A 25,877-nucleotide genomic window follows, 5' to 3' on the forward strand; every position below is an offset into this window, starting at 1 on the left:
AGCACGCTGGGGCCGTGGTAGTTCTTCCAGACGCCCTCGATGGTCAGCAGGCTCATGGGTTCTCCTCACCCGGCGGGCCGCCGGGCCGTGGGTCGGGGCCGCCGGGCCCGCCGGGCCGCCCGCCGCGCGCGTTCACTGGCCCCGCCGCCGCTGCGACCGGGCCGCCAGATAGTCGGTGAAGCGGGCCATGGGGATGGTGAGCAGGATGAACAGCAGCGCCGCGACCAGGTAGGGCGTGTAGTTGAAGGTGCTGGCGGCGTGGATCTGTGCCTGGCGCAGGGCCTCCAGCGGGCCGATGGTGGCCACCAGCGCGGTGTCCTTCTGCAGCGAGACGAAGTCGTTGAGCAGCGGCGGCACGACCCGGCGCGCGGCCTGCGGCACTACCACGTAACGCATGGTCTTGCCGTGGTTGAGGCCGAGGGACCGGGCGGCCGCCCACTGGCTCGGGTGCACCGAGTCGATGCCCGCCCGGAACACCTCGGCCACGTACGCCCCGTAGGACAGCGTGAGCGCGATGACGCCCAGCGTCGCCAGATCCGTCGGCACGCCCTGCAGGCCGAGCGCGGGCAGGCCGAAGCCGACGAGGTAGATGACCAGGATCGTGGGCACGCCGCGGAAGATGTCGGTGTAGGCCACCGCGAGCGCGCGCAGCGGGAAGAACACCGGCGCCGTGAGGTTGCGGGCCAGCGCGACCAGCAGACCCAGGATCAGGATCAGCGGCTCGGCGATCAGGAAGATCTTGACGTTGAGCAGGAACCCGCTCAGCACGTCCGGCAGCGCCTTGGCGAACTGCTCGGGGTTGAAGAACGTCTCCTGGACCCGGGGCCAGCCGGGCGAGTTGGTGAACCCCCAGACGAGCAGGACGATCAGCAGGATGGTCGAGGCGGTCGCGATCGAGCTCGACCGGATGGACCTGTTCCTGCGGAGCCGCTCCCGCTCCACCTGCCGCCCGCTCTTCACCCAGCCGGCCCGGGTCACCGTCACAGGATCACCGTTCTCCTCGGTGGGAGCCGTCACGCGATCACCGCTCTCCGGCGGGGGCGGCGCCCCGGACGGGCAGACCGCCCAGGACGGGCAGGCCGTCGCGGCCGCGCAGGCCGTTCCGGGCCGGCGGGGCGACCGGCGCCGGCCTCGGACCGGCACCGGGGATGCGCGTCCGGCTCACTTCAGCTCCGGGGCGCCCGCGGCCGAGCCGAGCCACTCGGTCTCGATCTTGGCCAGCTCACCGGAGGAGGTCAGCTTGTCGATCGCCTCGTTCACGCAGCCCACCAGCGGGCTCCCCTTCTCGAAGACCGCGCCGAAGACCTCGGGCGTGCCGGAGGTGGCGCCGAACTGGCCGACGATCTTGGAGTTCTCGACCTGGGCGGCGGTCACGTAGAAGGCGGTGGGCAGGTCCACCACCACCGCGTCGACCTGCTTGTTCTTCAGCGCGTTCACCGCGTCGATCTGCTCGTTGTAGACGTTCGGCTCGGCCGCCGGCTTGATGACGTCCTTGACCGCCTGCAGGGAGGTGGTGCCGACCTGCACGCCGATCTTGGCGTCCTTGAGGGCGGCCAGGTCCGTCGCGGAGGCCACCTTGGAGCCGTCCAGCGCGACCACGGCCTGCTTGACCGTGTAGTAGCCCTTGCTGAAGTCGACGACCTTGGCCCGGTCGGGGGTCACCGAGACCTGGTTGAGGTCGAAGTCGAACTGCTTGGCGCCGGGGGCGAAGGCGGAGTCGAACTTCACCGTGGCCCAGGTCACCTCGCCGGTGTCGAAGCCGAGCTGCTTGGCGACGGCGTGGGCCACCGCGCTCTCGAAGCCCTTGCCGTTGGCCGGGTCGTCGTCCTTGAACCAGGGCTCGTAGGCGGGCTTGTCGGTGCCGATGGTCAGCTTGCCCGGGGTCTTCAGCGTGAGCTGGTCCTTGGCGCAGGTGGCCGGGGCGGACGGACTCGCCTTGGCCGTCGTTTCCGAAGCCGGCGCACATGCCACGGCGGCCACCGCGAGGGCGCCGAGCGCAAGCAGCATCGAAGGACGAACCATGACAAACCTCCAAAATCAAGCAACGACTCACGAATTCTACGGACGCATGGTGACCCCGAGTGACGCAGTCTCGCTATCCGGATGCCCGTCATCTCTCCATACGGAGACCCTCCCATACGGGAAGGGCCCTTCCCTGCACGGAAAGGGCCCTCCCCGAGCGGGAAGGGCCCTCCTCACGCATGGCCGGTCAGGCCGCGACGACCTCGATGTCGAGGGACGCGGAGACCTCCGGGTGCAGCTTGACGCTGACCCGGTGGGAGCCGAGGCTCTTGATCGCGGGAGCGATCTCGATGCGGCGGCGGTCGAGCAGCGGGCCGCCGGCGGCCTTGACCGCCTCGGCGACGTCGCCCGTGGTGATGGAGCCGAAGAGCCGGCCGGACTCGCCGGCCTTCGTCTTCAGGACCACCTTCAGGGCCTTGAGCTGGCCGGCGACCTCCTGGGCGGTGCCCAGGTCGCGGATCTCGCGGGCGTCGCGGGCCTTCTTGATCGAGGCGATCTGCTTCTCGCCGCCGCGCGTCCACAGGATCGCGAAGCCGCGGGGGAGCAGGTAGTTACGGCCGTAGCCGCTCTTGACCTCGACGATGTCGCCGGGGGCGCCGAGGCCGGAGACCTCACTGGTGAGAATGAGCTTCATCTGTCCGGACCTCCTTAGCGCGCGGTGCTCATGTACGGCAGGAGCGCCATCTCACGAGCGTTCTTGATAGCGGTCGCCACGTCACGCTGGTGCTGGGTGCAGTTGCCCGTCACCCGGCGGGCACGGATCTTGCCGCGGTCGGAGATGAACTTCCGGAGCAGCGCCGTGTCCTTGTAGTCGACGTAGGAGATCTTGTCATGGCAGAACAGGCAAACCTTCTTCTTAGGCTTGCGCAGTGCCGGCTTGGCCATCGTGGTGCTCCTTTCAGAGCCCCGCCGTGCGGCGGGAATGGTCGCTGCGGATATGGACTGGGTTTCAGGATGCGGTCTCCGGCCGCCCGGACAGGACGGCCGCCCGACCTGGAGGGCTCGACTCAGAAGGGCGGTTCGTCGCTGAAGTCGCCGCCGCCGAAGTTGCCGCCGCCCTGCTGCTGGCCGCCGCCGAAGCCGCCGCCACCGCCGCCGCCGTAGTTGTTACCACCGCCGCCGTAGCCGCCCCCCTGGGGGGCGGCGGGCGCCGCGGAGGCCCACGGGTCGTTGGCGGGACCGCCGCCGAAGCCGCCGCCACCGCCACCGCCCTGACGGGCGGTCTTGTTGACCTTGGCGGTCGCGTTACGCAGGGAGGGGCCGACCTCGTCGACCTCGACCTCGTAGACCGTGCGCTTCTCGCCTTCCTTGGTCTCGTAAGACCGCTGGCGCAGCCGTCCCTGAACGATGACCCGCATGCCGCGCTGGAGGCTCTCGGCGACGTTCTCCGCCGCCTGCCGCCACACGTTGCAGGTCAGGAACAGGCCTTCGCCGTCCTTCCACTCGTTGGTCGTCTTGTCGAGGAACCGGGGAGTGGATGCGATGCGGAACCGGGCCACAGCCTGCCCCGTCGGGGTGAACCGCAGCTCCGGGTCGTCGACGAGATTGCCGACGATGGTGATCGTGGTGTCGCCTGCTGCCATGGCTAGCGCTGCCCTTCCTGCGGCCTTAGCTGGTTATCGGCTCAGAGTACGGCTGCCGCCCGACAAAATGCCGGGGATTAGTGCACGTCCGGACGCAGGACCTTGGTGCGCAGGATGCCCTCGTTGAGGTTCATCTGCCGGTCGAGCTCCTTGACCGTGGCGGGCTCAGCGGTCAGGTCGATGACGGCGTAGATGCCCTCGGGCTTCTTGGCGATGTCGTAGGACAGCCGCCGACGGCCCCACACGTCGACCTTCTCCACGGTGCCGCCGTCATTGCGGACGACCGTGAGGAACTGGTCGAGGGAAGGGGCCACCGTACGCTCATCGAGCGAAGGGTCGAGAATGACCATCACTTCGTAACGACGCATGCTGGCTTCCAACCTCCTCTGGACTCTTGCGGTCACGACACCGTGCCGTGACAGGAGGACGCTGACGTCTTCACCCCGGACGCCCATTTCGGCGGCCGTGGTGGAGGGCGGGCGATGACACGCCCCATGCAACGTAGCCGTGCCAGCCTACCAGTCTGTCAAGGGTTGGACGGCCGCCGCGCCGGGCACCTCCCTACCATGGGGAGAGGGGGTGGTGAGCCATGCCTCACGTGTTCCGTTCCACCGAGGGCCGGCCGTCCCGGTTCAGGCTGAACAGCGACGGGCGACGGCACCCCGTCGAGAACGTCCTGAGCGTCGTGACGCTCGCCTGCGGGCTGATCGCCTTCCTGAGTGCCTTCGTCCCCAGCGCCCACGCGGTCGGGGCGTGGCTGGGGACGGTGGGGTTCTTCGGAGGTCTCTACTCGCAGTACGTCTCGGCCACGACGGCCGAGCGTGCACTGAACATCGTCGGCATCGTGGCCTCGTTCGTGGGCGTGGCCCTCGGCATCTACCACGGTGGTTTCTACCCGTAGGGTCCCCGCCCGGCGGCCACGCCCGTCCGGCCCGTACGGCTAGCCGCCCAGCCGCAGGTCAACGCCGAGCAGGACGAGGAACCAGAGGAAGACCGCCAGCAACGCCTCGGCGACGTCCTTCAGGAGCTTGGGGGTGATGTAGTCGTAGACCCAGGCCACGTAGAGGCCGACCAGGATGTAGATCAGGCCGATCAGGCTGATCCCTCTTCTGTAGTAAGCCACTTCGACTCCTTGCGTTCGGCCCGCGCGAGGGGGGGGAGCGGGCATCGGGGCGCGCCGTGCGACTTCCCGTGAACAGCCCCTCGAAACGGGTTACGCTCGAACACATGCCGCGTATCGGAGCCCATGTCGACCAGGACGACCCACTCGCCCACGCCAGGGCACGCGACGCCGAGGTCGTGCAGTTCTTTCTCGGTGATCCACAGAGCTGGAAGGGCCCGGTCGTCGGCGACAAGGCCCGGGAGATCAAGGATTCCGACGTGGACGTCTACGTCCACGCCCCCTACGTGATCAACGTGGCGACCCTCAACAACCGGATCCGCATCCCCAGCCGCAAGCTGCTGAGCGCCCACCTCGCCGCGGCGGCCGAGGTCGGCGCCAAGGGCCTGATCGTCCACGGCGGCCACGTCAACGCCGGCGACGACCCGCAGAAGGGCTTCGACAACTGGCGCAAGGTCTTCGAGCGCCTGGCGGAGCACGAGGTCCCGGTGCTCATCGAGAACACCGCGGGCGGCGACAACGCGATGGCCCGCAGACTGGAGCGGATCGCCCGGCTGTGGGAGGCCCTCGACGGCTTCGACGTGGGCTTCTGCCTGGACACCTGCCACGCCCACGCGGGCGGCGAGGACCTGACCGACGTGGTCGAGCGGATCATGGCGATCACCGGCCGGATCGACCTGATCCACTGCAACGACTCGCGCGACGCCGCGGGCTCCGGCGCCGACCGGCACGCCAACCTCGGCGCGGGTCAGATCGACACCGAGGCCATCCTCACGGTGTGCCGGAGCGCGGGCGCGCCGATCGTGGTGGAGACACCGGCCGCCGGCCAGGCCGAGGACATCGCCCTCCTCAGGAAGCGCATTTGATCCACAGCCTGTGGATAACTTTTCTGGATTACTCCGCGCCAAGGGTGGGTAAGGAAAGTCACCCCACCCAGGCGCCGTCCATGAAAGTCAGCGTGTTGAGCACCATCAGCGGGCCGACCACCAGCGCGTAGCCGAGGATCACCCACCGTCTCCAGCGCGCGCCCGGGGTGCCGGCCCGCGCGATGAGCAGGAAGAGCGGCCACCACAGCAGCGCCGAGCGCGGGATCGACAGGTAGTAGGCGGAGCAGACCAGGGCGCCGACCTGGAGCCCCACATAGATGAACTCGCTCCACCGCCGCAGGTAGAGCAGGACCAGCACGAGCCCGACCCCGACGACCGCCCCGGCTATCTCCAGCCGGAACGCCCAGGCGAACCGTCCCTCTCCCATGGCCGAGTTCCACGTCGTGATCAGCGACTCCCACGGCCACACCATGTGCCGTCCCCACCCGGCCTCCTGGGCGTGCTTCCACGCCATCCAGTCACCGCTGCGGCTGTAGTGGTAGGCGGAGTAGAGCACCAGCGGCACGAACGGCAGCACCAGCAGCCACGCCTGCCGTACGGCCTGCCGCCTGGTGAAGAACTCCACGATCAGTGCGAGGGCCAGGAACAGTCCGGTGATCCGCATGCAGGAGGCGCCCGCCGCGAGGCCGGCGGCCAGCGGCCAGCGGCCCTGACGCGCCGCCAGCCAGGCCGGGATCGCGAAGGCCAGGAACAGGGCCTCGCTGTAGCCGGTGAACAGGAACACCGACATCGGCCAGAGCAGCAGCGCCAGCACCGCGCGCCATCCGGCGCCCGGCGGCCCCTCGAACTCGGCGAGCCTGGCCAGCGCCACCGTCGCGACGGCGCCGGCCACGAAGGAGATCAGCAGCCCGGCGAGCGTCCAGTCGCCCACGACCGCGTGCACCGCGCGGAGCGTCAACGGCATCCCCGGGAAGAACGCGGGCAGCCCCTTGTCCGGCTCGGCGGCGGGGTCGCCGCCGTAGCCGTGCTCGGCGATGGTGATGAGGAGCGCGGTGTCCCAGTGCTTCCAGCGGTCCAGGAACGGCGCAACGGCTTCTCCCCCCGACATCGCCCCGGCCCCCACGACGGCGAGGACGACGATTCCCAGCCGGGAGCTCAGCCAGAGCATGAGTGCCTCCGTCGCGGTGTCGCGCGGAGACTCGCGGGGGGTGATCATATGCTGGAATTGTGGTGGATCAGGATGCTCTACGGCCAGCCGGAAATGTCATGAAATTGACCACCACTGACCGGTCGCCGCGGGACAGCGGCCACCGGGAGCCGCGGGACAGCGGCCCCCGGGGACCGGGAGAGACTACGAGAGCGCGATCCTGAACCGGTCGGGGGCCCCGTCGAAGACGCCACCGGCCTGGTCGTCGGTCCCGTCCTGCCGGATCACGTCCTTGTCCGGCCGCAGGACGTCCCGCACGACGAGACCCATCATGATCAGGATGGTGATCGCCCGGCCCCACACCGCCGTGAAGTAGGTGTCGCCGGAGATGCCCAGCGCCTCGTTGCCCGGCTGGATGCCGACCAGATAGAGCCAGATCGCGAAGAAGTACCAGCACTCGGCGACCTGCCAGAGCGCGATCGCCTTCCAGTTGGGCCGGGCCAGCACCGCGAACGGGACCAGCCAGAGCACGTACTGGGGCGACCACACCTTGTTGGTCAGCATGAACGCGGCCAGGGTGAGGAAGCACAGCTGCATCAGCCGGGGACGGGTCTTGGCCGTCACCGTGAGCACCGCGATCGCCAGGCAGAACGCCGCCAGCGACAGGACGCCCAGCGTGTCGAGCCGCTCGGCGTCGCCGAGGATCGGCCACTGCTTCTGGTTGAAGAAATACCAGATCGAGCCCCAGTCGGCCGGGCGCTCCTGGCTGAAGACGTAGAACCGCTTCCAGCCGTCGAAGGCCGTCAACATGATCGGCACGTTGACGAGGAGCCAGATCCCGGCCGCGCCGCCGACCGTCTTGAGGAACGGCATCCATTTACCGGTCCGCAGCGTCAGCAGGAACAGCGGGCCGAGGAACATCAGCGGGTAGAACTTGGTGGCGATCGCCAGGCCGAGCAGGACGCCGGCCAGCCACTGCCGCTGCTTCGCCCAGGCGAGCAGCGCGCCCAGCGCCAGGGCGTTGGCGGCCAGGTCCCAGTTGATGTAGGCGGTCAGGATCAGCGCGGGGGCCAGGGCGTACCAGAGCGCGTCCCAGCGCCGGGCCGGCCCGGCCAGCGCGGCCATCAGCAGCACGCCGACGACCAGGCAGAGCGCCATGAGGATCACGGTCAGGTCGTAGAACGCCGTCCCGGGGTCGCTCATGGGCGTGACGATCCGGCGGAAGAACTCCATGATCCCGCCGATGCCGACGGGATACTCCACCGGATGGCCGAAGTAGGGGACCTTGCCCTCGTTCAGCTTCTCGTTCCACCACAGCGGGTAGATGTCGGTGTAGCAGAAGTTCGTGAACTGCAGGGTCCCGTGGTTCCAGGCCCCGCCGAAGCGGCAGGGCCACTTCCACAGGTAGGCGAGCACCGCCCCCAGCCCCGCGAACAGGGCCAGGGGCACGTAGGGGACCGCCCGCGCGCCGAGGCCGGACACCGTGCTCCGCGCCGACTGGAGGCTGTCCATCAGGGACGCTGCCCGGACGACCGGTGCCGGGGGTCCGGCGCGACCACCGGGGGAGCGCCGCCGCCGCTGCCGATGTCGCCGCCGTCACCGATGTCGCCGCCGTCACCGTCGGGGAGACCGGTGCCGTCGCCGGAGTCACAGGTAATGTCCCCGGGCAGGCAGCCCTGGTCGTCGGGCGTGGTCGGCTGGCCGTCCTCGTCGGGGAAGCCGGTGCCGTCGCCGGAGTCACAGGTGATGTCCCCGGGCAGGCAGCCCTGATCGTCGGGCTCCGGCGTCGGGGTCGGCGTCGGGACGGGCTTGGGCGCGAGGTTCTTGTCCGTGCCGACGTTGGCGCGCGGCGGGAACTGGAGGACCTCCTTGCCCTTCATGGCCTCCGCCATGAAGGCGTGCCACACCCGGGTGGGGTAGGTGGCGCCCTGGATGTCGGCGCCCAGCGAGATCTCGCCGTTGGTCTTCTTGTCCTGCCGGTACATGCCGACGGCGGTGGACAGCTGCGGGGTGAACCCGACGAACCAGGCTTCCTTGTTCTCATCGTTGGTGCCGGTCTTGCCCGCCACCGGCCGGTCGGGCAGGGCCGCGGCCCTGCCGGTGCCGCGCGGGTCCTTGACCACCTGCTGCAGCGCGACGATGGCGTCGGCCGCGCTGTCGGGGCTGATGACCTGGGTCGGCTGGATGCTCTCCTTGATCACCTTCGTCTTGTCGCGGTCGGTGACCTCGATCACGACGTGGTTCTCGTAGTGCTTGCCCTCGTTGGCGAAGATCGAGTAGCCGCCGGCCTGCTGGACCGGGGTGACCGGGCCCGACCCGATGGTGAGCGCGAAGGCGTGCCTGGCCTGGGTCTCCTTGAGCTTCTGCTCGCTGAGGCCCGCGCCGGCCGCGATCTGGACGACCTTGTCCAGGCCGACCTCCATGCCCATCTGCACGAACGCCGTGTTGATGGACTCGGCGGTGGCCCTGATGGTGTTGACCGAGCCGCCGGGGACGTCGTGGGAGTTCTTGATGTCCTTGGTGCCCGGCGCCTTGATCGGCCCCTTGCCCGACAGGTAGCTGTTGAGGCTGTTGCCCTCCTCCAGCCAGGCGGCCAGGACGTAGGGCTTGAACGCCGACGCCGCCTGCTTCTCGGACATGAACGCGTCGTTCCACTCACGCTTGGTGAAGCTGGGGCCCCCGTAGAAGGCGACGACCCTCCCGTTGCGGGGGTCGACGGCCGCGAGCCCGGTGTGGATCTCGGAGGAGAGGCCGGAGGTGTTCTCCTCGACAGCCTTCTTGGCCGCGAGCATCAGCTTCTTGTCGAACGTCGAGTAGATCTTGTAACCGCGCTGCTCGACGTCCTCCTGGCTGATGCCCCGCTTCTCGAGCTCCCGGAGGATCTCGGTGATCATGTAGCCCTTGATGCCCTGGTAGTAGTCCTTGGTCCGCAGGGCGATCCGCTTGGGGGCCGTGGGGAACTTGGCGGGCAGCGGGCCGTACTTGCCGGGGTCGAGCTGGGCCATGCCCTTGATCACATAGTCGTAGCGCTCCTGGGTGGGGGCCAGGTTCTTGGCCTTCTCGGCCTGGTCGAAGGCGTCGGGGTTCTGGATGCGGCCGGCGAGGTAGGCGCCCATCTGCGGGGTCAGCTCACCGACGTTCTTGTTGAAGAACGCCTGCGCGGCGGCCTGGATGCCGTAGGCGCCGCGGCCGAAGTAGATGGTGTTGAGATACTGCGCGAGGATCGTGTCCTTGGACAGTTCCTTGTCCAGCTTGACCGCGACGAAGATCTCCTTGATCTTCCGCTGGATCGACCGTTCCTGGCTGAGGCCGCCGTAGTAGTTACGGGCCATCTGCTGGGTGATGGTCGAGGCGCCCTGGACCTGCTCGCCGCTCACGGTGCTCAGCAGCGATCTGGCCATGCCCTTGAAGTCGATGCCGTTGTCCTCGCGGAAGCTGCGGTTCTCCGCGGCGATCACCGCGTCCTGGACGTGCCGTGGGATCTTGTCGATCGTCACGATCGTCCGTTTGACGCCGAGGCGGGCGAGCACGCTCTTGTCGCTGTAGTAGATGACGCTGCCCTGGTCGTCGACGCTGTCCTGGGTCACCTTGGGGACGGGCGTGTTGGCGTAGGCGACCGCGATCATGCCGAAGACGCCCGCGGCGAGGACGGTGAAGCTGGCCACCACGATCTTCCAGTTGGGCAGGAAGCGCTTCCAGCCCTGGCGCCCCGGCCTGTCGTGCCCGTCATCGTCGCCGGGACCGTCTCCGTCGCCGGGACCGCGTCCGGCGGGACCCCCCGGCCCGCCGGAGCCCGCGCGCCCCTGCGGGCCCGCCGCGCCGCGCGTGCCGCGCCCGCGCCTGCCGCGCCCGCCGGTGTCACCGGGGCCGGAGCCCGCCGACCGCTCGCTCCTGGCCTGGGCGGCGAGCATGGCCTGGGTGTCCTCGAAGGCGGCCTCGGGGCGACGGCCCCCGCCCGGGTCGGTGTCGCGCCGGCGCGGCCCGGCGCCCTGCGGGTCGTATCCGGCGCCCTGCGGCATCCGGCCGGTCTCCCGGGGGTCGTACCCGGCGCCCTGCGGCGCCCGCCCGAAGTCCCGAGGGTCGGGCCCCATGCCCTGCGCCCGCCCTTGCACCTGCGTCTGCGCCTGGGACTGGTTCCAGCTCATGTCACCGGTTTGGGACGGCTGGGGCGGGGGAACTGCACGGGGAGCGGCACCTGGGTTCGAGCGACGGCGCCGCCCCTGGCGAGCCGACGCGTCCGGGCGCTGCTGGCGTCCGTCCGGCTCCGGGTCATGGCTGTTGCTGTGACTCACGCGTCCTCGTTCGGGTCATCGGGGTCTACGACGGCGTGCTGGCGGGTGAGATTACCTCCAGATCACGGAGGATCTCACCACCTTGGCTTAGTGGTAGCCGACTCCTGCGGGTGGATCTCCATTCCCGGGGACGGACGAGACCTGCGGGTGGTTCCGAGAACAACCTTGGCAGACCTCTCCCACGTGAGCGCGGGATTCCCCGTATTGGAAGGCGGTCCCGGCCATGCGGGGGCCATCGCCCGCCACCATTCGCCATGACCACATAGGCGTCACACTACGGCTTTTTACTGTTTGCTCCCAACCTCTTGGGAAAGTCGTTAATTGCAGAGATATGTTGGTTCGACGTATCCTCAAGATGTATCGGCTCGATACATCGGCGCGAGAGGTGGTGGTTTCCAGTGGCCGGTGGACGCGGTGGCGTGCTGGAGCTCGCCGTGCTCGGGTCGCTGCACGAGACCCCATTACACGGCTATGAGCTGCGCAAACGGCTCAACGCTCTGCTCGGCATGTTCCGGGCGTTCTCCTACGGTTCGCTCTACCCTTGCCTCCGGCAGCTGCTGACCGACGGGCTCATCGTGGAGGACAGCGCGTCCGACACGGCCTCTGCCCCTACGGAGAGCCCCATAACGCTCACCGGGCGTCGGTCGAAGATCGTCTACAAGCTGACCGCGGAGGGCAAGGAACGGCTCCAGGAGCTCCTCACCCAGGCAGGCCCGTCCGCCTGGGAGGACGAGAGCTTCGGGGTCCATTTCGCCTTCTTCAGGCACACCGAGGCCGAGGTCCGCCTGCGCATCCTGGAAGGACGCCGCAGCCGGCTGGAGGAGCGGCTGGACGGCGTGCGCACGGCTCTCGCCCGCACGAGGGAGCGGCTCGACAGCTACACCCTTGAGCTGCAACGTCACGGCCTGGAGTCGGTCGAACGCGAAGTGCGCTGGTTGAATGAGCTGATCGCCACCGAGCGACGCGGCTCCTCGGCCGACGAAGAGCGGCAGTCCGCACAAGGACAGTCCACACAAGAAGGAACGCTCCGGGCGCCCGCGCCCGGAGCGGATGACTCGGGGCGGCGTGCCGCCCCGGAAGACAACTGACCACTCAGAACAAGGGGAGCGAGTGCCATGGGTTCGGTGCGCGTAGCCATTGTCGGTGTAGGCAACTGTGCCACGTCGCTCGTGCAGGGCGTGCACTACTACAGGGACGCCGACCCCGGCGCCCGGGTGCCGGGCCTGATGCACGTCAAGTTCGGCGACTACCACGTCGGCGACGTCGAGTTCGTCGCGGCTTTCGACGTGGACGCCAAGAAGGTCGGGCGTGACCTGTCCGAGGCGATCGTGGCCTCGGAGAACAACACCATCAAGATCTGCGACGTGCCGCCCCTGGGCGTCACCGTGCAGCGCGGCCACACCTTCGACGGTCTCGGCGAGTTCTACCGCGACATGATCGAGGAGTCCGACGAGATCCCGGTCGACGTCGTGCAGGTCCTCAAGGACAGCAAGGTCGACGTCCTGGTCTCCTATCTGCCCGTCGGGTCGGAGGAGGCGGACCGCTTCTACGCCCAGTGCGCCCTCGACGCCAAGGTCGCCTTCGTCAACGCGCTGCCGGTGTTCATCGCCTCCGACCCGGTGTGGGCCCAGAAGTTCACCGACGCCGGTGTCCCGATCGTCGGCGACGACATCAAGTCCCAGGTCGGCGCCACCATCACGCACCGTGTGATGGCCAAGCTGTTCGAGGACCGCGGGGTCGAGCTGCTCCGCACCTACCAGCTCAACTTCGGCGGGAACATGGACTTCATGAACATGCTGGAGCGCAAGCGCCTGCAGTCCAAGAAGATCTCCAAGACCCAGTCCGTCACCTCCCAGATCCCGCACGAGATGGGCAAGGCCGACGTGCACATCGGCCCGTCGGACCACGTGCCGTGGCTCGACGACCGCAAGTGGGCCTACGTCCGCCTGGAGGGCAGGTCCTTCGGCGACACCCCGCTGAACCTGGAGTACAAGCTGGAGGTCTGGGACTCCCCCAACTCCGCCGGCATCATCATCGACGCGGTCCGCGCCGCGAAGATCGCCCTGGACCGGGGCATCGCCGGGCCGATCCTGTCGGCCTCCTCCTACTTCATGAAGTCCCCGCCGGAGCAGTATTCCGACGACGAGGCCCGCGAATACGTGGAGAAGTTCATCCGCGGCGAGGTCGAGCGCTGAGCGCCCGGCAGTGAACAGGCCCCCGCCCGTCCGGGCGGGGGCCTGTCCGCGTCTTTCGGCCGGGCCGGCGGCCGGATCTGTCGGCCGGGTCGGCGACGGTGGTCAGCGGGCGGCGGTCAGCGGGCGGCGGCGGGCAGCCCGGCCGGGTCGGCGACCGGCCAGGCGAGGGGGTCGGCGCCGAGTTCGGCCAGATGGGGGAGCTGTTCGAGGCACCACGGGGAGACGGCCAGCCGGTGGCCGAGCACCCCGTCGACGAACTCCTTCCACGGCATCCAGCGCACGTCGTCGACCTCGTCGGGGTTGGGCACCGCGTCGGACCCGACGACCACCCGGTAGACCGGGCAGAGCTCGTGCTCGACGATCCCGCTGTCCATGACCGCCCGGTAGGAGAAGCGCGGCAGCAGCAGGTCGACCCGGTCGGCCCGCAGCCCCAGCTCGTGGGCGAGCCGGCGGGTCACCGCCTCCGGCATCGGCTCGCCGGGCAGGGGGTGGCCACAGCAGCTGTTGGTCCACACCCCGGGCCAGGTGATCTTGTGCGACGCCCTGCGGGTGAGCAGCACCCGCCCCTGCCCGTCGAACACGTAGCTGGAGAAGGCGAGGTGGAGAGGGGTGTCGGGACCGTGCACCACGGCCTTGGGAGCCGTGCCGATCGCGTTGCCCTCGGGGTCGACGAGCACGACGTGTTCATGAGGCGTCACCCGATCGAGGGTACGTGACCATGCCGCTCTGTCATGTCCGATCAGCTTTAGATCACGAAAGGTGAGGAAATGTCCGTTCACGCATATCAGGGAAGTTCCTGATGTCTCCGCGGGGGCGGCCGAGCGTAGGCTGAGCGCGTGTCATTCGTATCCGATCTACGCGTGGTCCTGGAAGGTCGGGACTTCCGGCGGCTGTTCGGCACCCGCCTGGTCTCACAGTTCTCCGACGGGATCTTCCAGTTCGGCGTAACCGGATTCGCCTTCTTCAGCCCGGAGAAGAGCACCAGCGCCGTCGCGATCGCCGCCGGGCTGGCCGTGCTGTTCCTGCCCTACTCGATCCTGGGGCCCTTCGTCGGCGTGTTCATCGACCGCTGGTCCCGGCGGCAGATCCTGGTGATCGCACCGATGGTCCGCGGGGCGCTGCTGCTGGTGGCCGCGGCCCTCGTCGCCGCCGGCGCCCCCGACGGGCTCTTCTACACCGCCGCGCTCGCCGTCCTCGGGGTCAACCGCTTCTTCCTCGCCGCGCTGGGGGCCTCGCTCCCGCACGTCGTCCCGGCCGACCGGCTGATGGTGGCCAACGCGGTCACCCCCACCTCCGGCACCGTGCTGACCTTCGTCGGCGTGGGCGCGGGCTACCTGCTGCGGAAGGTCTTCGGGGCCGACCACCAGGGCACCGCGGTGCTGCTGATCGTCTCCGGCCTCGTCTTCGGGTTCAGCGCGCTCATCTCCAGGACCATGGACAGGCGGCTGCTCGGCCCGGCCTACGACCCCGACCGGCCGCAGGCCCGCGAGGCCGTGCGTCACGTGCTGACCGGCATGGCCGACGGCGTGCGGCACATCGTCCACCACCGGGCCGCCGCGGCCGCGATGGGGGCGATGGCCACCCACCGGTTCATGTACGGCATGTGCACGGCGATGCTGGTGATGCTGTCGCGCTACTACTTCGCCGACAGCGCCGAGGACGCCCTGAACGCCGCCTCCCTCGTGGTCGCCACCTCCGGGGTCGGCTACGCCCTGGCCATCCTGGTCACGCCGTGGGCCACCGAGCGCTTCGGCATCGAGCGGTGGGTGCCGGCCATGCTCGCCACCGCCGGGGTGCTGACGTTCGCCCTCTGCTTCTCCTTCCAGCAGTGGGGCTTCGCGGTCGGCGGCTTCGTGCTCGGCGTCGCCGGGCAGAGCATCAAGATCTGCGCGGACACGAGCGTCCAGCGTGACGTCGAGGACGCCTATCTGGGCCGGGCCTTCTCGATCTACGACATGCTCTTCAACGGCACCTACGTGCTGGCCGCGGCGCTGGCCGCGACGCTGCTGCCGGCCGACGGCCGGTCGATGCTGGTGCTGGGGCTCATCACCGCCGGATACGTGGGCGGCGCGGCGCTCTACCGGGTGGTCACCCCGGGCCGAGCGCCCGAGCCGCTGCCGTCATCGCCGTCGTGATCCTCTCCAGGTCGTCGCCGATCGAGTAGGGCGGCATCGTGTAGATCAGCCGGCCGAACGGGCGGAGCCAGACCCCGTGCCGCATGACGACGTCCTGGACCGCCGCGACGTCGACGGGCTCGTGGGTCTCGACGACCCCGATCGCGCCCAGCACCCGCACGTCCTTGACCCCGGGCGCCCGCGCGGCCTCCGCCAGGCCCTCGGCCAGGCCGGTCTCGATCCGCTTGACCTCCTCGCGCCACGGACGCTCCGCCAGGAGCTCCAGGGAGGCGCCGGCGACGGCGGTGGCCAGCGGGTTGCCCATGAAGGTCGGCCCGTGCATCAGCACCCCGATGCCCGCCGCCACCCGCTCGGTGCACAGCGTCGCGGCCAGCGACAGGTAGCCGCCGGTCAGCGCCTTGCCCAGGCACATGATGTCGGGCCGCACGCCGGCGTGGTCGCACCCGAACAGCTCACCGGTCCGGCCGAACCCGGTGGCGATCTCGTCGGCGATCAGCAGGACACCGTGCTCGTCGGCCAGCTCACGGAGCCGGCGCAGGTAGGCCGGATGGTAGAAGTGCATGCCGCCCGCCCCCTGGACGACCGGCTCCACGATGATCGCCGCCAGCTCGTGGGCGTGCCGGGCGACCAGCTCCGCCAGCCGGGCCGCGTAGCCCTCGTCGAACTCCGCCGGCGGCCGTTCGGCGAACACGTGCCGGGGCAGCGCGCCGGAGAACAGGTGGTGCATGCCGTTGACCGGGTCGCAGACGGCCATCGCCCCGAAGGTGTCGCCGTGGTATCCGCCCCGGACCGTGAGCAGGCGGCTCCTGCCGGTGAACTGGAAGGCCATCTTGATCGCGACCTCGACGGCCACCGAGCCGGAGTCGGCGATGAACACCTTCGGCAGCCCGGTCATGGTGGCCAGCGTGTGGGCCAGCCGTACGGCGGGCCCGTGGGTGAGCCCGCCGAACATGACGTGCGCCATGTCCTCGACCTGGTCCTTCAGCGCCTGGTTGAGCCGGGGGTGGTTGTAGCCGTGGATCGCCGCCCACCACGACGACATCCCGTCGACCAGCTCCCGGCCGTCGGCGAGCGTCAGCCGTACTCCCTCGGCCCGGGAGACCACGTGGACCGGCCCCCGGGGCGGCACGGCCGCGTAAGGATGCCAGACGTGCTCACGGTCCAGGTCCGCGAGACCGTCGGGGCGCACGGCGCCGGCCGGACCCGCGAGGCCGTCCGGGCCCACCGCGCCGTCGTGGCCCGCGCCCCTACTCAGGGAGCAGCCCGTTCTCGTGAGCCCACCCGCGCAGTGCGTCGGCGGCGGCCTCCTTGCCGATGACGCCCTTGTCCAGGCGCATGTCCAGGAGGAACTTGTAGGCGCGGCCGACGACCGGGCCCGGGGCGACGCCCAGGAGCGCCTGGATCTCGTTGCCGTCGAGCTCGGGGCGGATCTTCCCCAGCTCCTCCTCGTCGGCCAGCCGGGCGATGCGCTCCTCGAGCTGGTCGTAGGTCCGGGACAGGACCTGGGCCTTGCGCCTGTTGCGCGTGGTGCAGTCGGCGCGGGTCAGCTTGTGCAGGCGTTCGAGCAGGTGCCCGCCGTCGCGGACGTAGCGGCGCACCGCCGAGTCGGTCCACTCCCCGGTACCGTAGCCGTGGAAGCGCAGGTGGAGCTCCACCAGGCGGGAGACGTCGGCCACCACGTCCTTGGGGAACTTCAGCTCCGACATGCGCTTCTTGGCCAGCTGCGCGCCCACCACCTCGTGGTGGTGGAAGGAGACCCGCCCGCCGGGCTCGTGGCGGCGGGTCTTGGGCTTGCCCACGTCGTGCAGGAGCGCCGCCCAGCGCAGGATGCGGTCGGGGCCGCTCTCCTCCAGGTCGATCGCCTGCTCCAGCACGATCAGCGTGTGCTCGTAGACGTCCTTGTGCCGGTGGTGCTCGTCGATCTCCAGACGGAGCTTGGGCAGCTCGGGCAGGACGTGGGAGGCGAGCCCGGAGTCGACGAGGATCTTGAGCCCCTCGCGGGGGTGCTCGCCGCAGATCAGCTTGTTCAGCTCGTCGCGGATCCGCTCGGCCGAGACGATCTCGATCCGCTCGGCCATCGCGGTCATCGCGGCGAACGCCCCGGGGTCCACGGCGAAGCCGAGCTGGCTGGCGAACCTGGCGGCGCGGAGCATCCGCAGCGGGTCGTCGTCGAAGGACCGCTCGGGAGGACCGGGCGTGCGCAGCACCCTGGCGTGCAGGTCGTCGAGACCGCCGTGCGGGTCCACGAACTCGCGGGACGGCAGGCGCAGCGCCATCGCGTTGACCGCGAAGTCACGCCGGGCGAGGTCGCCCTCCAGCGTGTCGCCGTAGGCCACCTCGGGCTTGCGCGAGGCGGGGTCGTAGGACTCGCTGCGGTAGGTGGTGATCTCCAGCAGCCAGTTGCCCTTGCGCACGCCGACCGTGCCGAAGTCGATGCCGATCGTCCAGATGGAGTCGGCCCAGTCCCGGATGAGCTCCAGGACCGCCTCAGGGCGCGCGTCCGTGGTCAGGTCGAGATCGTTGCCGATCCTGCCGAGGAAGACGTCGCGGACGGAGCCGCCCACGAGGGCGATCTGGTACCCCCGGGCGGCGAACAGTTCGCCGAGCTCATCGGCCACAGGAGCGATCTTTCGGAACAGCTCGCTCATGCCGTGTCGCTGGCTCTCAGACAGATTTGAAAGGGACAAGCCGGGTAGGTCCTTCGGTTACGGAACATGTTCCCCTCTGGGGATACACCTGAAGCGATCACCAGGTTACGGTCAGTCAGGAGACCGTCGGGGGCCGTGCGTCGAGGCAAGGAGCACATACATGAAGGACGCCCTCGCGATCCACCGCTGGCTCCTCGCACACCAGGTCCACCATGAGATCGTACGCCTTCCGCGCGCGATGACATGCGTCGACGAGCTGCCGGAGCTGCTGTCCGCGAGCCCGGCGACCTGCGTGGAGGTCACAGTCTTCGAGGTCACGACCCGGATCGGCCGCGAGTCCGTCGCGGTCGTCAGCACCGTCGGATCCCCCCTCCCGCTCGGCGTGATCGGCGGCACCCTGGGCGCCCGCCGGGTCCGGCCCGCCTCGGCCTTCACCGTGAACTCCGTCACCGACTACGCCGCCGGGCTGATCTGCCCGCTGCTGCTGCCCGACGGGCTGACCGTGCTGGTCGACGAGCGGCTCACCGGGACCGCGCAGATCGTTCACACTCCCACCGGAGAGCGTCACACGGCGCTGCGGATACGCGCCGACCACCTGCTCACACTTGTCTCAGGGAAGCCCATTGACCTAGTCCATTCCCGGTCACGGAGAGAGCAGACGACCTTTCCCCTCGCTGGATAGGCCATAGCATTACGGGCGTGCGCCGTACTCGACCCATGGCCGGCATGTGATCAACAAGGCCGCGCTGCTCGCCGTGCTCACCACCACGCTGCTCTCCACAGCGGCCGTGGTGTTTCCTGCTACGGCGAACGCCCAGACGACCACGGTGAGCCGCCAGAGCCCACAGCTCGTGGTGGAGGCGATCAGCCCCGACGTGCCCCGTGAGCCGACGTCCGAGATCAAGATCTCCGGCTCCTTCACCAACCCCGGCACCGAGGCCCTCACCAACCTCCGGATCCGGATGCGCTACTCGTCCCAGCCGTTCGCCCAGCGCGCCGACATGGCGTCCTACCTGAGCGGCCAGGCGTTCCAGCCCGTCACCTGGACCCAGTCCAACGTCCCGCAGGTCGCGCCCTCGGCCAAGGTGCCGTGGGAGTTCCCCACCACGGCGCAGCAGCTGGGCCTGTCCCGGTTCGGCGTCTACCCGGTCATGGTCGAGGTGCTCGACCCGCTCGGCCAGCAGCTCGCCGTCCAGCGCACCTTCGTCACCTACCTGCCCAAGGGCACCAAGGTGCCCCGCACCAGGCTCGCCATGGTCCTGCCGATCATCGACCAGCCCCGCCGGGCCGACGACCGCATCTTCGTCAACGACGGCCTGCCGGCGTCCATGGCCGAGGGCAAGCGCCTGGGCAACCTGCTGAAGATCGCCCAGGACACCGCCTCGGCCAAGGGGCTCACCTGGGTGGTCGACCCCGCCCTGCTCGACGACGCGCGGGCGCTGAGCAAGGCGCACACGGTCCGGACCGAGGAGGCGGGCGAGAGCCACCCGGCGGACGCCACGGCCGCCAAGTGGCTCGGCGAGCTCCGCACGGCCCTCGCCGAGCCTCCGGTCGTGGCCACCCCCTACGCCGACCCCGACGTGGCCGCGCTGGCCCACAACGGCGTCGACGACATCACCTCGACCGGGATCAAGGCGGCCGGGACCGTCGCCAAGGAGATCCTCGGCCGCGACATCCGCACCGACATCAACTGGCCGGCGAACGGGCTGCTCGACTACGACGGGCTGGACCTGCTGGCCACCGGCGGCGTCCGCACCGTGCTGCTGAACGCGCCGAACCTGCCGCCGGCGATCCCGTCCGCCACCACCCCGGACGCCTCCGCGACCGTGGAGAGCGTGAGCGGCCCGGTCACCGCGCTGGTCGCCGACACGGCGCTGAGCGAGGTCATCGGCGCCGACACCTCCGTCCCCGGCGCGGCCCTGCTGAACCGCCAGCGGTTCATCGCGGAGACCGCGATGATCGGCTCCGAGCCCGTCACCACCTCCAGGACCGTGATCGGCGCCCCGCCCCGGCGCTGGAACCCGGACCCGGCCTATGTGACCGACCTGACCAAGACGGCCGCCACCCTGCCGTGGCTCGCCCCGGCCACGCTTGACGCGATCAAGAAGGGCAAGGGCGTCCCCACGGCCCGGACCGACCTGACCTACACCGACCAGGACCGGCGCAAGGAGCTCGGCAGGCCGTACGTGTCGAGTGTCAGGCGGGTGGCCGCCCGCGCCGACCTGACGTCCACGGTGACCACCGGGCAGGACGCCAACGTCTTCGACCTCGCGCTGCTCCGGCTCACCTCCTCCGCCTGGCGGGACAGGGCCGAGACCGCCACGCCGTACGTCAAGCAGGTCGGGACCGCCGTCGACGAGCGGATCGGGAAGATCTCCATCACCGGCACCGAGCAGACCCAGGTCCGCACGCTGGCCGGCAAGAACGGAGAGGTGCCGATCACCGTCCACAACGGGCTGGGCCCGGACGTCGACGGCAACGAGGTCGAGGTCAAGCTGGAGGTGACCTCCGACCAGCCCAACCTGCTGAAGATCGAGCCCTACGAGGCCCAGGACGACCCGATCGTGATCCGGGGCGGCCAGAACCGGACCATCCGCGTCCCGATGACCGCGACCACGACGACCGGCGGGCAGACCACCGTGACGGTCCAGCTCACCACCGAGGACGGCCGCAAATACGGCAGACCCGTCGAGCTGACCGTGCGGACCACCGGCTACACCGGGATCGCCCTGGTGATCGTCGGAGCGGCGCTCCTGGTGATGCTGGCAGCGGTGATCATGCGCGTCCTGCGCCGGCGGGGGACCCGCCGCGCCGCGGCGGCCCCCGTGTCGCCCCGGCGGGCGAGCGCACCGGCCGGCACCGAGTCCTGAGCACCAGCGGTTTAGCGGAGGAGAGCGGATGAGCAGGGTTCTGCGTGCGAGCGCGATCATGGCGGCGGGGACGATGGTCTCCCGCGTCACGGGTTTCGTCCGTACGGCGTTGCTCGCCGCGGCGATCAGCACCGCCTACGTGGGCGACGCCTACAACGTCGCCTACGCGATCCCGTTCATCCTGTTCGACTTCCTCATCGGCGGGATCCTGAGCAGCGTCGTCGTCCCGATGATCGTCAAACGGCAGAAGAACGACCCCGACGGCGGCCGGGCCTACGAGCAGCGGCTGATGACGCTGGGGACCGTGGTGCTGACCCTGGTGGCGGTGCTGGCCGTGCTGCTCGCCCGCCCGCTGATCGGCCTCTACACCGAGGGCTGGAACGCCCGGAAGATCGAGGTCGCGGTCACGCTGGCCCAATACATCCTGCCGCAGATCGCCTTCTTCGGCATCGGGGCCATCGCCGGGGCGATCCTCAACACCCGCGACCGGTTCGGCGCCCCCATGTGGGCGCCGGTGCTGAACAACGTGGTGATGATCGGCGTCCTGGTGGTCTACTACCTGCTGCTCGGCGACGCGGGCGCCGACATCGACAAGGTCACCGGCGCCGACCTGGCGCTGCTCGGCCTGGGCACCACCGCCGGGATCGTGGCCCAGTGCCTGGTGCTGGTCGTCTCGCTGCACCGGGCGGGCTTCCGGTTCCGGCCCAGGTTCGACCTGCGCGACGCCGGGCTCGGCGAGATGGGCCGGACCGCGGTCTGGACCTTCGCCTACGTCGGCGTCAGCCAGATCGCCTTCCTCGTCACCACCAGGCTCTCCTCCGGCGCGGGTGAGGCGGCGCCCGGAGCGGGCAACTCCGCCTACGCCTCCGCCTTCCAGCTCTTCCAGCTCCCCTACGGGATCATCGCGGTCTCGGTGATCACCGCGATGCTGCCCCGGATGAGCCGGGCGGTGCACGACGGGCAGCTGGAGTCGGTCCGGGAGGAGTTCGCCTCCGGCGTGCGGCTGGTGTCGGCGCTGCTCGTCCCCGCCGGGCTGATGCTGATGGTGCTGGGGCCCGCGGTGACCGTGCTGATCTTCTCGTGGGGCACCATGACCATCGACTCGGCGGTCTACATCGGCAACGTGCTGCAGGTCTTCGGCCTGGCGCTGGTCCCGTTCTCGATCTTCCAGCTCCTGCTGCGCGTCTTCTACGCCTTCGGCGACACGCGCACGCCGGTCTTCATCGGCGCGGGCAACACCGTGGTGAGCATCGCGCTCAGCCTGCTCGCCTACTCCCTCCTCCCGGCGGAGTACGTGGTGATGGGCCTGGCCGCCGCGTTCGCGATCACCTACGTGGTGGGCACCGCGATCGCCTGGACCCTCGCCGCCCGCCGGGTGCGGGGCCTTCAGGGGCGCGCCGTGGCCGCCGGGCTGTCGCGGATGTACGTCGCCGCGCTCCCGGCCGCGCTGGTCGCCCTCGGCGTGCTCTGGCTCACACAGGAGCTGACCGACCTGACCCCGCTCAGCGCGGCCATCATGCTGGCCGCGGGCGGCGGTCTCGGTATGGTTCTCTACCTGGTCATCGCACACCGGATGCGTATCCCGGAAGTGAGTTCGATCGTTGGAATGGTTGCGGGCAGGGTAGGCCGGTAACCCAAAGGGTTGTCCCAAGCGTCTGACAACCAGATCACGGGCGGAACCGGCGCGGGACTACCATGGTGCGACGCGTGTGACGACATGCGGCTAATGGAAGCAGGAGGGCGTGGGCGGATCCACCCGGCATCACGTGATGTGTCCTGATGTGTCAACCCGGCATGGCGCTGTCGTGTTCTCAGTTACGGAGCGCTCATGAGTTCCCCCGCCGTCGAGCCCGGCACGAAGCTGGCAGAGCGTTTCCGCCTCGAGGACCGCGTCCACGAGTCCGGCGGGGCCACCCTGTGGAAGGCCATCGACGAGGTGCTCGCCCGGCCCGTCGCCGTGCACACGTTCGACCCCGGCTTCCCCCGCCTCAACGAGGTCGTCACGGCCGCCCGCGCCGCCAGCCGGCTGACCGACCCCAGGCTGACCCAGGTCTTCGACGCCACCGAGGACAACGGTCACTCCTACGTCGTCAGCGAATGGGTGAGCGGGGAGACCCTCACCGACATGATCACCGCTGGGCCGCTGGAGCCGGAGCGGGCCGCTGCGCTGGTGGCCGAGGCCGCCGAGGCGCTGGCCCACGCGCACGAGGCCGACCTGGCCCACCTGTGCCTGACCCCCGAGCACCTGGTGTGGACGGCCGGCAGCACGGTCAAGCTGCTGGGGGTGGGCGTCGACGCCGTCCTGGCCGACGTGACGAGCGACGACCCGGCCAGGACCGACGCCGAGGGGCTCGGCCGCCTGCTGTATGCCGGGCTGACCGGCCACTGGCCGGGCGAGGAGCAGGAGAGCGGGCTGCCCGCCGCCCCCATGGACGACGGTCACTTCTGCACGCCGCGCCAGGTCACCGCGGGCGTCCCCGGCTACCTCGACACCATCACCTGCCGGGCGATCCTGCCCGAGAGCAGGCGCGGCATCGAACCGCTGACGACGCCGGAGGCGATCGCCGAGGTCCTCGCCTCGGTGCCCCGGCCCACCCCGATGCCCATGCCGATGCCCGCGGCGGTGGCGCCGTCCCCCTCCCCGGTGACGGCCTCGCGCTCGGAGGGCGTCGAGACCCCGTCGCCCCCGCGTCCCAGCCCGCCCACCCCCCTGCCGCAGCACCACTACCAGCAGCCGCGGCCGGCGGGCGGCGGAATGGTCAACAAGGTCGTCATGACCATGGTCGTGCTGCTGGTGATGGTGGCCGTCGGCCTGGGCGCCTGGACGCTCGGCCGCAGCATCGGCAACGCCGGCACCCCGGTCGCGGAGGGGACCGCCACGCCCACGCCGACCGCGAAGGCCGCCACCCGCGAGGTGAGGCCCGCCGCCGCCACCGGCTTCGACCCGCTGGGCACCGACGGCGCCGAGCGGCCCGAGCTCGCCCTCTACGCGGTGGACGGCAAGCCCTCCACCGACTGGCACTCCGAGTCCTACAACTCCGAGGACTTCGGCCGGTTGAAGGACGGCGTCGGACTGATGCTCACCCTGGACCAGAGCATGCCGGTGAAGCAGGTGTCGGTCGACTTCGGCAGCGGTTCCGGCGGCGCCGTGGAGATCAGGGTCGGCGACTCCCAGAACCTGAAGGACATGACCGTGCTCGGCAAGTCCACCGACGCCTCGGGCAAGAAGACCTTCAGCTCCGACTCTCCGAAGAAGGGCCGCCACGTCCTGGTCTGGTTCACCAAGATGCCGACCTACCAGGGCAAGTACCGCGGCACCGTGCATGAGGTCAAGGTTCTCGCCACGAAGTGACACCAGCGCGATTTGATCGGTTTTACCCGTCTTGTTGACGATCATGGGAGATTTCGTGGCACCATCTATCACGTAGTGGTGTTCTCCCCGGACCGGCAGCAGGACTCTCCTTGTGAATTCCCCACCCGAGACCCCGCCAGCGGCGGAACAGCAGATGGCGCGGGCCACAGTGTCCGACGCCGAGCTGCTGACCCGGCACATCGCCGGGGATCCGCACGCTTTCAGTGAAATAGTCAAGCGTCATCGCGACCGCATGTGGGCGGTCGCCCTGCGTACGCTGGGCGACCCTGACGAGGCGGCCGACGCCGTACAGGACGCCTTCGTCTCGGCCTATCGCAAGGCCGACAGCTTCCGCGGCGAGGCCGCCGTCACCACGTGGCTGCACCGCATCGTGGTCAACGCCTGCCTCGACCGCATGCGCAGGAAATCCGTACGCCCGGTCGCCGACGACGAGCTCGTCGAGGCCGCCGAGCGCGACACCCCGGTGCTCGACCAGACGGCCGAGCGCGAGGTCTCCATGGAGGTCTCGGCCGCGCTCAAGCTCCTGCCCGCCGACCAGCGGGCCGCGCTGGTGCTCGTGGACATGATGGGCTACTCCGTCGAGGACGCCGCCCAGGTCCTGGAGGTGCCGAGCGGCACGGTGAAGAGCAGATGCGCCCGCGGACGCGCGAAACTCGCCCCAATTCTTGCCCACCTACGGAACCGATCCGACCTGAATCGCGTCTCATCCGCGAAGGGAGCAGAACTTCGTGACGGGTGATACGCACTACGACCTGGAGATCTTGGCCGAACTGGCCGAAGGTCTCCTCGACGCCGCCACGGCCCTGCAGGTACGCGAGCATCTCGCGGTCTGCGATCCCTGTGGCGAGAGCCTTGCCGACCTGGCAGCGGTCCGCGAGGTGCTGTCGGCGACGCCTACCCCGGCGATGCCGATGGGAGTCGCGCTCAGGATCGACCGCGCGCTGGCCGCAGAGGCCGAAAGCTTCCGTGGAGGTGGAGTGGGCCTGGTGGAAGCACCGGCCTGGGACGACATAATGCGCGACGCGCCGTGGGAGAGTGCCCCTCTCCCCGAGCCTGAACCGGAGCCGGTGACACGGCTCGGGGTCGTCGGCGACGACGGCACCATCACTCCGGCCAGGCAGCGCAGGGCCACACGCCGACGCCGGTGGGCGATGCCCGTCGCGGCGGCGGGAGTGCTGGCGGCGGTGGTCGGCGGGACCGTGGTGACGAGCGGTGTTCTCTCCGCCCCGGGCGCGGACCGTGGCGGCCCGACCGCCCAACCTCTGGCCGCCTCCGGTCAGGGCTACCAGGTGACCGACAGCAACTGGAACTACACCGACCGGGAGCTGAGAGGCTCGCTGCTCGACTACATCGGTCCGGCGCAGATCGTCGACGCCAAGGACATGAGCGCCGGCGCCAAGCTCCAGCAGTGCGTCCAGCAGGTCACCGGCAAGGTCGGGAAGTCTCCGTTCGCCGTGGACCAGGGCCTCTACAACGGTCAGGAGGCCAACATCATGGTCTTCTGGCAGAACAAGGCCAAGAACTCGGTCAGCGTCCACGTCGTGGGTCTGCAGTGTGAGGACCTGCGCAAGCCGGCCCTCGCAAGCTGGAACTAACCTCCGGTAACACCCCATCCAAGGAGAAGCCCGGTATGGATCCGTCCATGCCGGGCCTTCTCGTCTCACC

The 25,877-nt window shown here is 69.8% G+C and carries 24 protein-coding genes; 11 read left to right on the top strand and 13 right to left on the bottom strand.

Going from position 1 to position 25,877, the window contains the following annotated elements; all coding sequences use genetic code 11:
• Positions 1–132: 132 nt before the first annotated feature.
• The 6 genes from ACWDS7_RS18015 to rpsF form a co-directional block, all read right to left on the bottom strand.
• Positions 133–984 carry an amino acid ABC transporter permease gene (locus tag ACWDS7_RS18015; RefSeq protein WP_451930194.1) on the bottom strand — a complete coding sequence of 284 codons (852 nt, stop codon included), beginning with the start codon at positions 982–984 and terminating at the stop codon, positions 133–135.
• A 177-nt stretch (positions 985–1,161) separates the two neighbouring features.
• Complete coding sequence (locus tag ACWDS7_RS18020; protein ID WP_306861521.1) at positions 1,162–2,022, bottom strand: ABC transporter substrate-binding protein; 861 nt, start codon at positions 2,020–2,022, stop codon at positions 1,162–1,164.
• Positions 2,023–2,209: 187 nt separating this feature from the next.
• Positions 2,210–2,656, bottom strand: coding sequence for a 50S ribosomal protein L9 (gene rplI / locus ACWDS7_RS18025; protein WP_306861523.1), 447 nt, complete (start codon positions 2,654–2,656; stop codon positions 2,210–2,212).
• A 14-nt stretch (positions 2,657–2,670) separates the two neighbouring features.
• Positions 2,671–2,907, bottom strand: coding sequence for a 30S ribosomal protein S18 (gene rpsR, locus ACWDS7_RS18030; protein WP_012895699.1), 237 nt, complete (start codon positions 2,905–2,907; stop codon positions 2,671–2,673).
• A gap of 122 nt (positions 2,908–3,029) precedes the next feature.
• On the bottom strand, positions 3,030–3,605 hold the full coding sequence (locus ACWDS7_RS18035) for a single-stranded DNA-binding protein (RefSeq protein ID WP_451930195.1): 576 nt from the start codon (positions 3,603–3,605) through the stop codon (positions 3,030–3,032).
• A gap of 77 nt (positions 3,606–3,682) precedes the next feature.
• Positions 3,683–3,973 carry a 30S ribosomal protein S6 gene (gene rpsF, locus ACWDS7_RS18040; protein ID WP_184947277.1) on the bottom strand — a complete coding sequence of 97 codons (291 nt, stop codon included), beginning with the start codon at positions 3,971–3,973 and terminating at the stop codon, positions 3,683–3,685.
• Positions 3,974–4,194: 221 nt separating this feature from the next.
• On the opposite strand from rpsF, the gene ACWDS7_RS18045 reads away from it, so the two are divergent.
• Positions 4,195–4,506 carry a hypothetical protein gene (locus tag ACWDS7_RS18045; protein ID WP_451930196.1) on the top strand — a complete coding sequence of 104 codons (312 nt, stop codon included), beginning with the start codon at positions 4,195–4,197 and terminating at the stop codon, positions 4,504–4,506.
• Positions 4,507–4,545: 39 nt separating this feature from the next.
• Here the strand turns inward: ACWDS7_RS18045 and ACWDS7_RS18050 are convergent, their stop codons facing one another.
• Positions 4,546–4,728, bottom strand: a complete 183-nt coding sequence (locus ACWDS7_RS18050) for a hypothetical protein (protein WP_031158341.1) — start codon at positions 4,726–4,728, stop codon at positions 4,546–4,548.
• A gap of 104 nt (positions 4,729–4,832) precedes the next feature.
• On the opposite strand from ACWDS7_RS18050, the gene ACWDS7_RS18055 reads away from it, so the two are divergent.
• The gene (locus ACWDS7_RS18055; protein WP_451930197.1) at positions 4,833–5,591 is read left to right on the top strand and encodes a deoxyribonuclease IV; all 759 of its coding nucleotides are present in this window, start codon (positions 4,833–4,835) and stop codon (positions 5,589–5,591) included.
• 58 nt (positions 5,592–5,649) lie between these two features.
• On the opposite strand, the gene ACWDS7_RS18060 is transcribed toward ACWDS7_RS18055, so the two are convergent.
• The 3 genes from ACWDS7_RS18060 to ACWDS7_RS18070 all read right to left on the bottom strand — a co-directional run bounded on the left by ACWDS7_RS18060 (position 5,650) and on the right by ACWDS7_RS18070 (position 10,844).
• Entirely contained in the window at positions 5,650–6,768 is a 1,119-nt protein-coding gene (locus ACWDS7_RS18060) for a mannosyltransferase family protein (protein ID WP_451930198.1), read from the bottom strand.
• Positions 6,769–6,903: 135 nt separating this feature from the next.
• The gene (locus ACWDS7_RS18065) at positions 6,904–8,211 is read right to left on the bottom strand and encodes a glycosyltransferase family 87 protein (RefSeq protein WP_306861546.1); all 1,308 of its coding nucleotides are present in this window, start codon (positions 8,209–8,211) and stop codon (positions 6,904–6,906) included.
• Positions 8,211–10,844 (bottom strand): transglycosylase domain-containing protein, encoded by a 2,634-nt coding sequence (locus tag ACWDS7_RS18070; RefSeq protein WP_451930199.1) that lies wholly within the window; start codon positions 10,842–10,844, stop codon positions 8,211–8,213. Before ACWDS7_RS18070 ends, ACWDS7_RS18065 begins: the two co-directional genes overlap by 1 nt.
• Positions 10,845–11,389: 545 nt before the next feature.
• Between ACWDS7_RS18070 and ACWDS7_RS18075 the strand changes: the two genes are divergently transcribed.
• Together ACWDS7_RS18075 and ACWDS7_RS18080 are read left to right on the top strand one after the other, a co-directional pair.
• The gene (locus tag ACWDS7_RS18075; protein ID WP_306861550.1) at positions 11,390–12,079 is read left to right on the top strand and encodes a PadR family transcriptional regulator; all 690 of its coding nucleotides are present in this window, start codon (positions 11,390–11,392) and stop codon (positions 12,077–12,079) included.
• Positions 12,080–12,106: 27 nt separating this feature from the next.
• Positions 12,107–13,186 carry an inositol-3-phosphate synthase gene (locus ACWDS7_RS18080; protein WP_306861553.1) on the top strand — a complete coding sequence of 360 codons (1,080 nt, stop codon included), beginning with the start codon at positions 12,107–12,109 and terminating at the stop codon, positions 13,184–13,186.
• A 116-nt stretch (positions 13,187–13,302) separates the two neighbouring features.
• Here ACWDS7_RS18080 and idi read toward each other — a convergent pair whose 3' ends face one another.
• Complete coding sequence (idi, locus tag ACWDS7_RS18085; RefSeq protein ID WP_451930200.1) at positions 13,303–13,884, bottom strand: isopentenyl-diphosphate Delta-isomerase; 582 nt, start codon at positions 13,882–13,884, stop codon at positions 13,303–13,305.
• 138 nt (positions 13,885–14,022) lie between these two features.
• Between idi and ACWDS7_RS18090 the strand changes: the two genes are divergently transcribed.
• Entirely contained in the window at positions 14,023–15,321 is a 1,299-nt protein-coding gene (locus ACWDS7_RS18090) for an MFS transporter (protein WP_451930201.1), read from the top strand.
• Here ACWDS7_RS18090 and ACWDS7_RS18095 read toward each other — a convergent pair.
• Positions 15,275–16,546, bottom strand: a complete 1,272-nt coding sequence (locus ACWDS7_RS18095; RefSeq protein ID WP_451930202.1) for an adenosylmethionine--8-amino-7-oxononanoate transaminase — start codon at positions 16,544–16,546, stop codon at positions 15,275–15,277. The genes ACWDS7_RS18090 and ACWDS7_RS18095 overlap by 47 nt on opposite strands.
• Positions 16,547–16,568: 22 nt before the next feature.
• Positions 16,569–17,969 carry a CCA tRNA nucleotidyltransferase gene (locus tag ACWDS7_RS18100; protein WP_451930203.1) on the bottom strand — a complete coding sequence of 467 codons (1,401 nt, stop codon included), beginning with the start codon at positions 17,967–17,969 and terminating at the stop codon, positions 16,569–16,571.
• 160 nt (positions 17,970–18,129) lie between these two features.
• On the opposite strand from ACWDS7_RS18100, the gene ACWDS7_RS18105 reads away from it, so the two are divergent.
• From ACWDS7_RS18105 to ACWDS7_RS18130, 6 genes are all read left to right on the top strand, one after another.
• Entirely contained in the window at positions 18,130–18,651 is a 522-nt protein-coding gene (locus ACWDS7_RS18105; protein WP_306861563.1) for an aminoacyl-tRNA deacylase, read from the top strand.
• Between the two features lie 46 nt (positions 18,652–18,697).
• On the top strand, positions 18,698–20,839 hold the full coding sequence (locus ACWDS7_RS18110) for a DUF6049 family protein (protein WP_451930204.1): 2,142 nt from the start codon (positions 18,698–18,700) through the stop codon (positions 20,837–20,839).
• A gap of 28 nt (positions 20,840–20,867) precedes the next feature.
• Positions 20,868–22,472: a murein biosynthesis integral membrane protein MurJ gene (murJ, locus tag ACWDS7_RS18115; RefSeq protein ID WP_306861567.1), complete on the top strand. Its 1,605-nt coding sequence runs from the start codon at positions 20,868–20,870 to the stop codon at positions 22,470–22,472.
• Positions 22,473–22,667: 195 nt separating this feature from the next.
• Positions 22,668–24,191, top strand: coding sequence for a protein kinase family protein (locus ACWDS7_RS18120; protein WP_451930205.1), 1,524 nt, complete (start codon positions 22,668–22,670; stop codon positions 24,189–24,191).
• Between the two features lie 154 nt (positions 24,192–24,345).
• A complete protein-coding gene (gene sigM / locus ACWDS7_RS18125) occupies positions 24,346–24,951 on the top strand; it encodes an RNA polymerase sigma factor SigM (RefSeq protein WP_451930206.1) in 606 nt (201 codons plus the stop codon).
• Complete coding sequence (locus tag ACWDS7_RS18130; RefSeq protein ID WP_451930207.1) at positions 24,941–25,807, top strand: anti-sigma factor family protein; 867 nt, start codon at positions 24,941–24,943, stop codon at positions 25,805–25,807. The genes sigM and ACWDS7_RS18130 overlap by 11 nt, the downstream gene beginning before the upstream one ends.
• Positions 25,808–25,877 lie beyond the last annotated feature (70 nt).

It is taken from the genome of Streptosporangium sp. NPDC003464 (genome assembly GCF_053588315.1).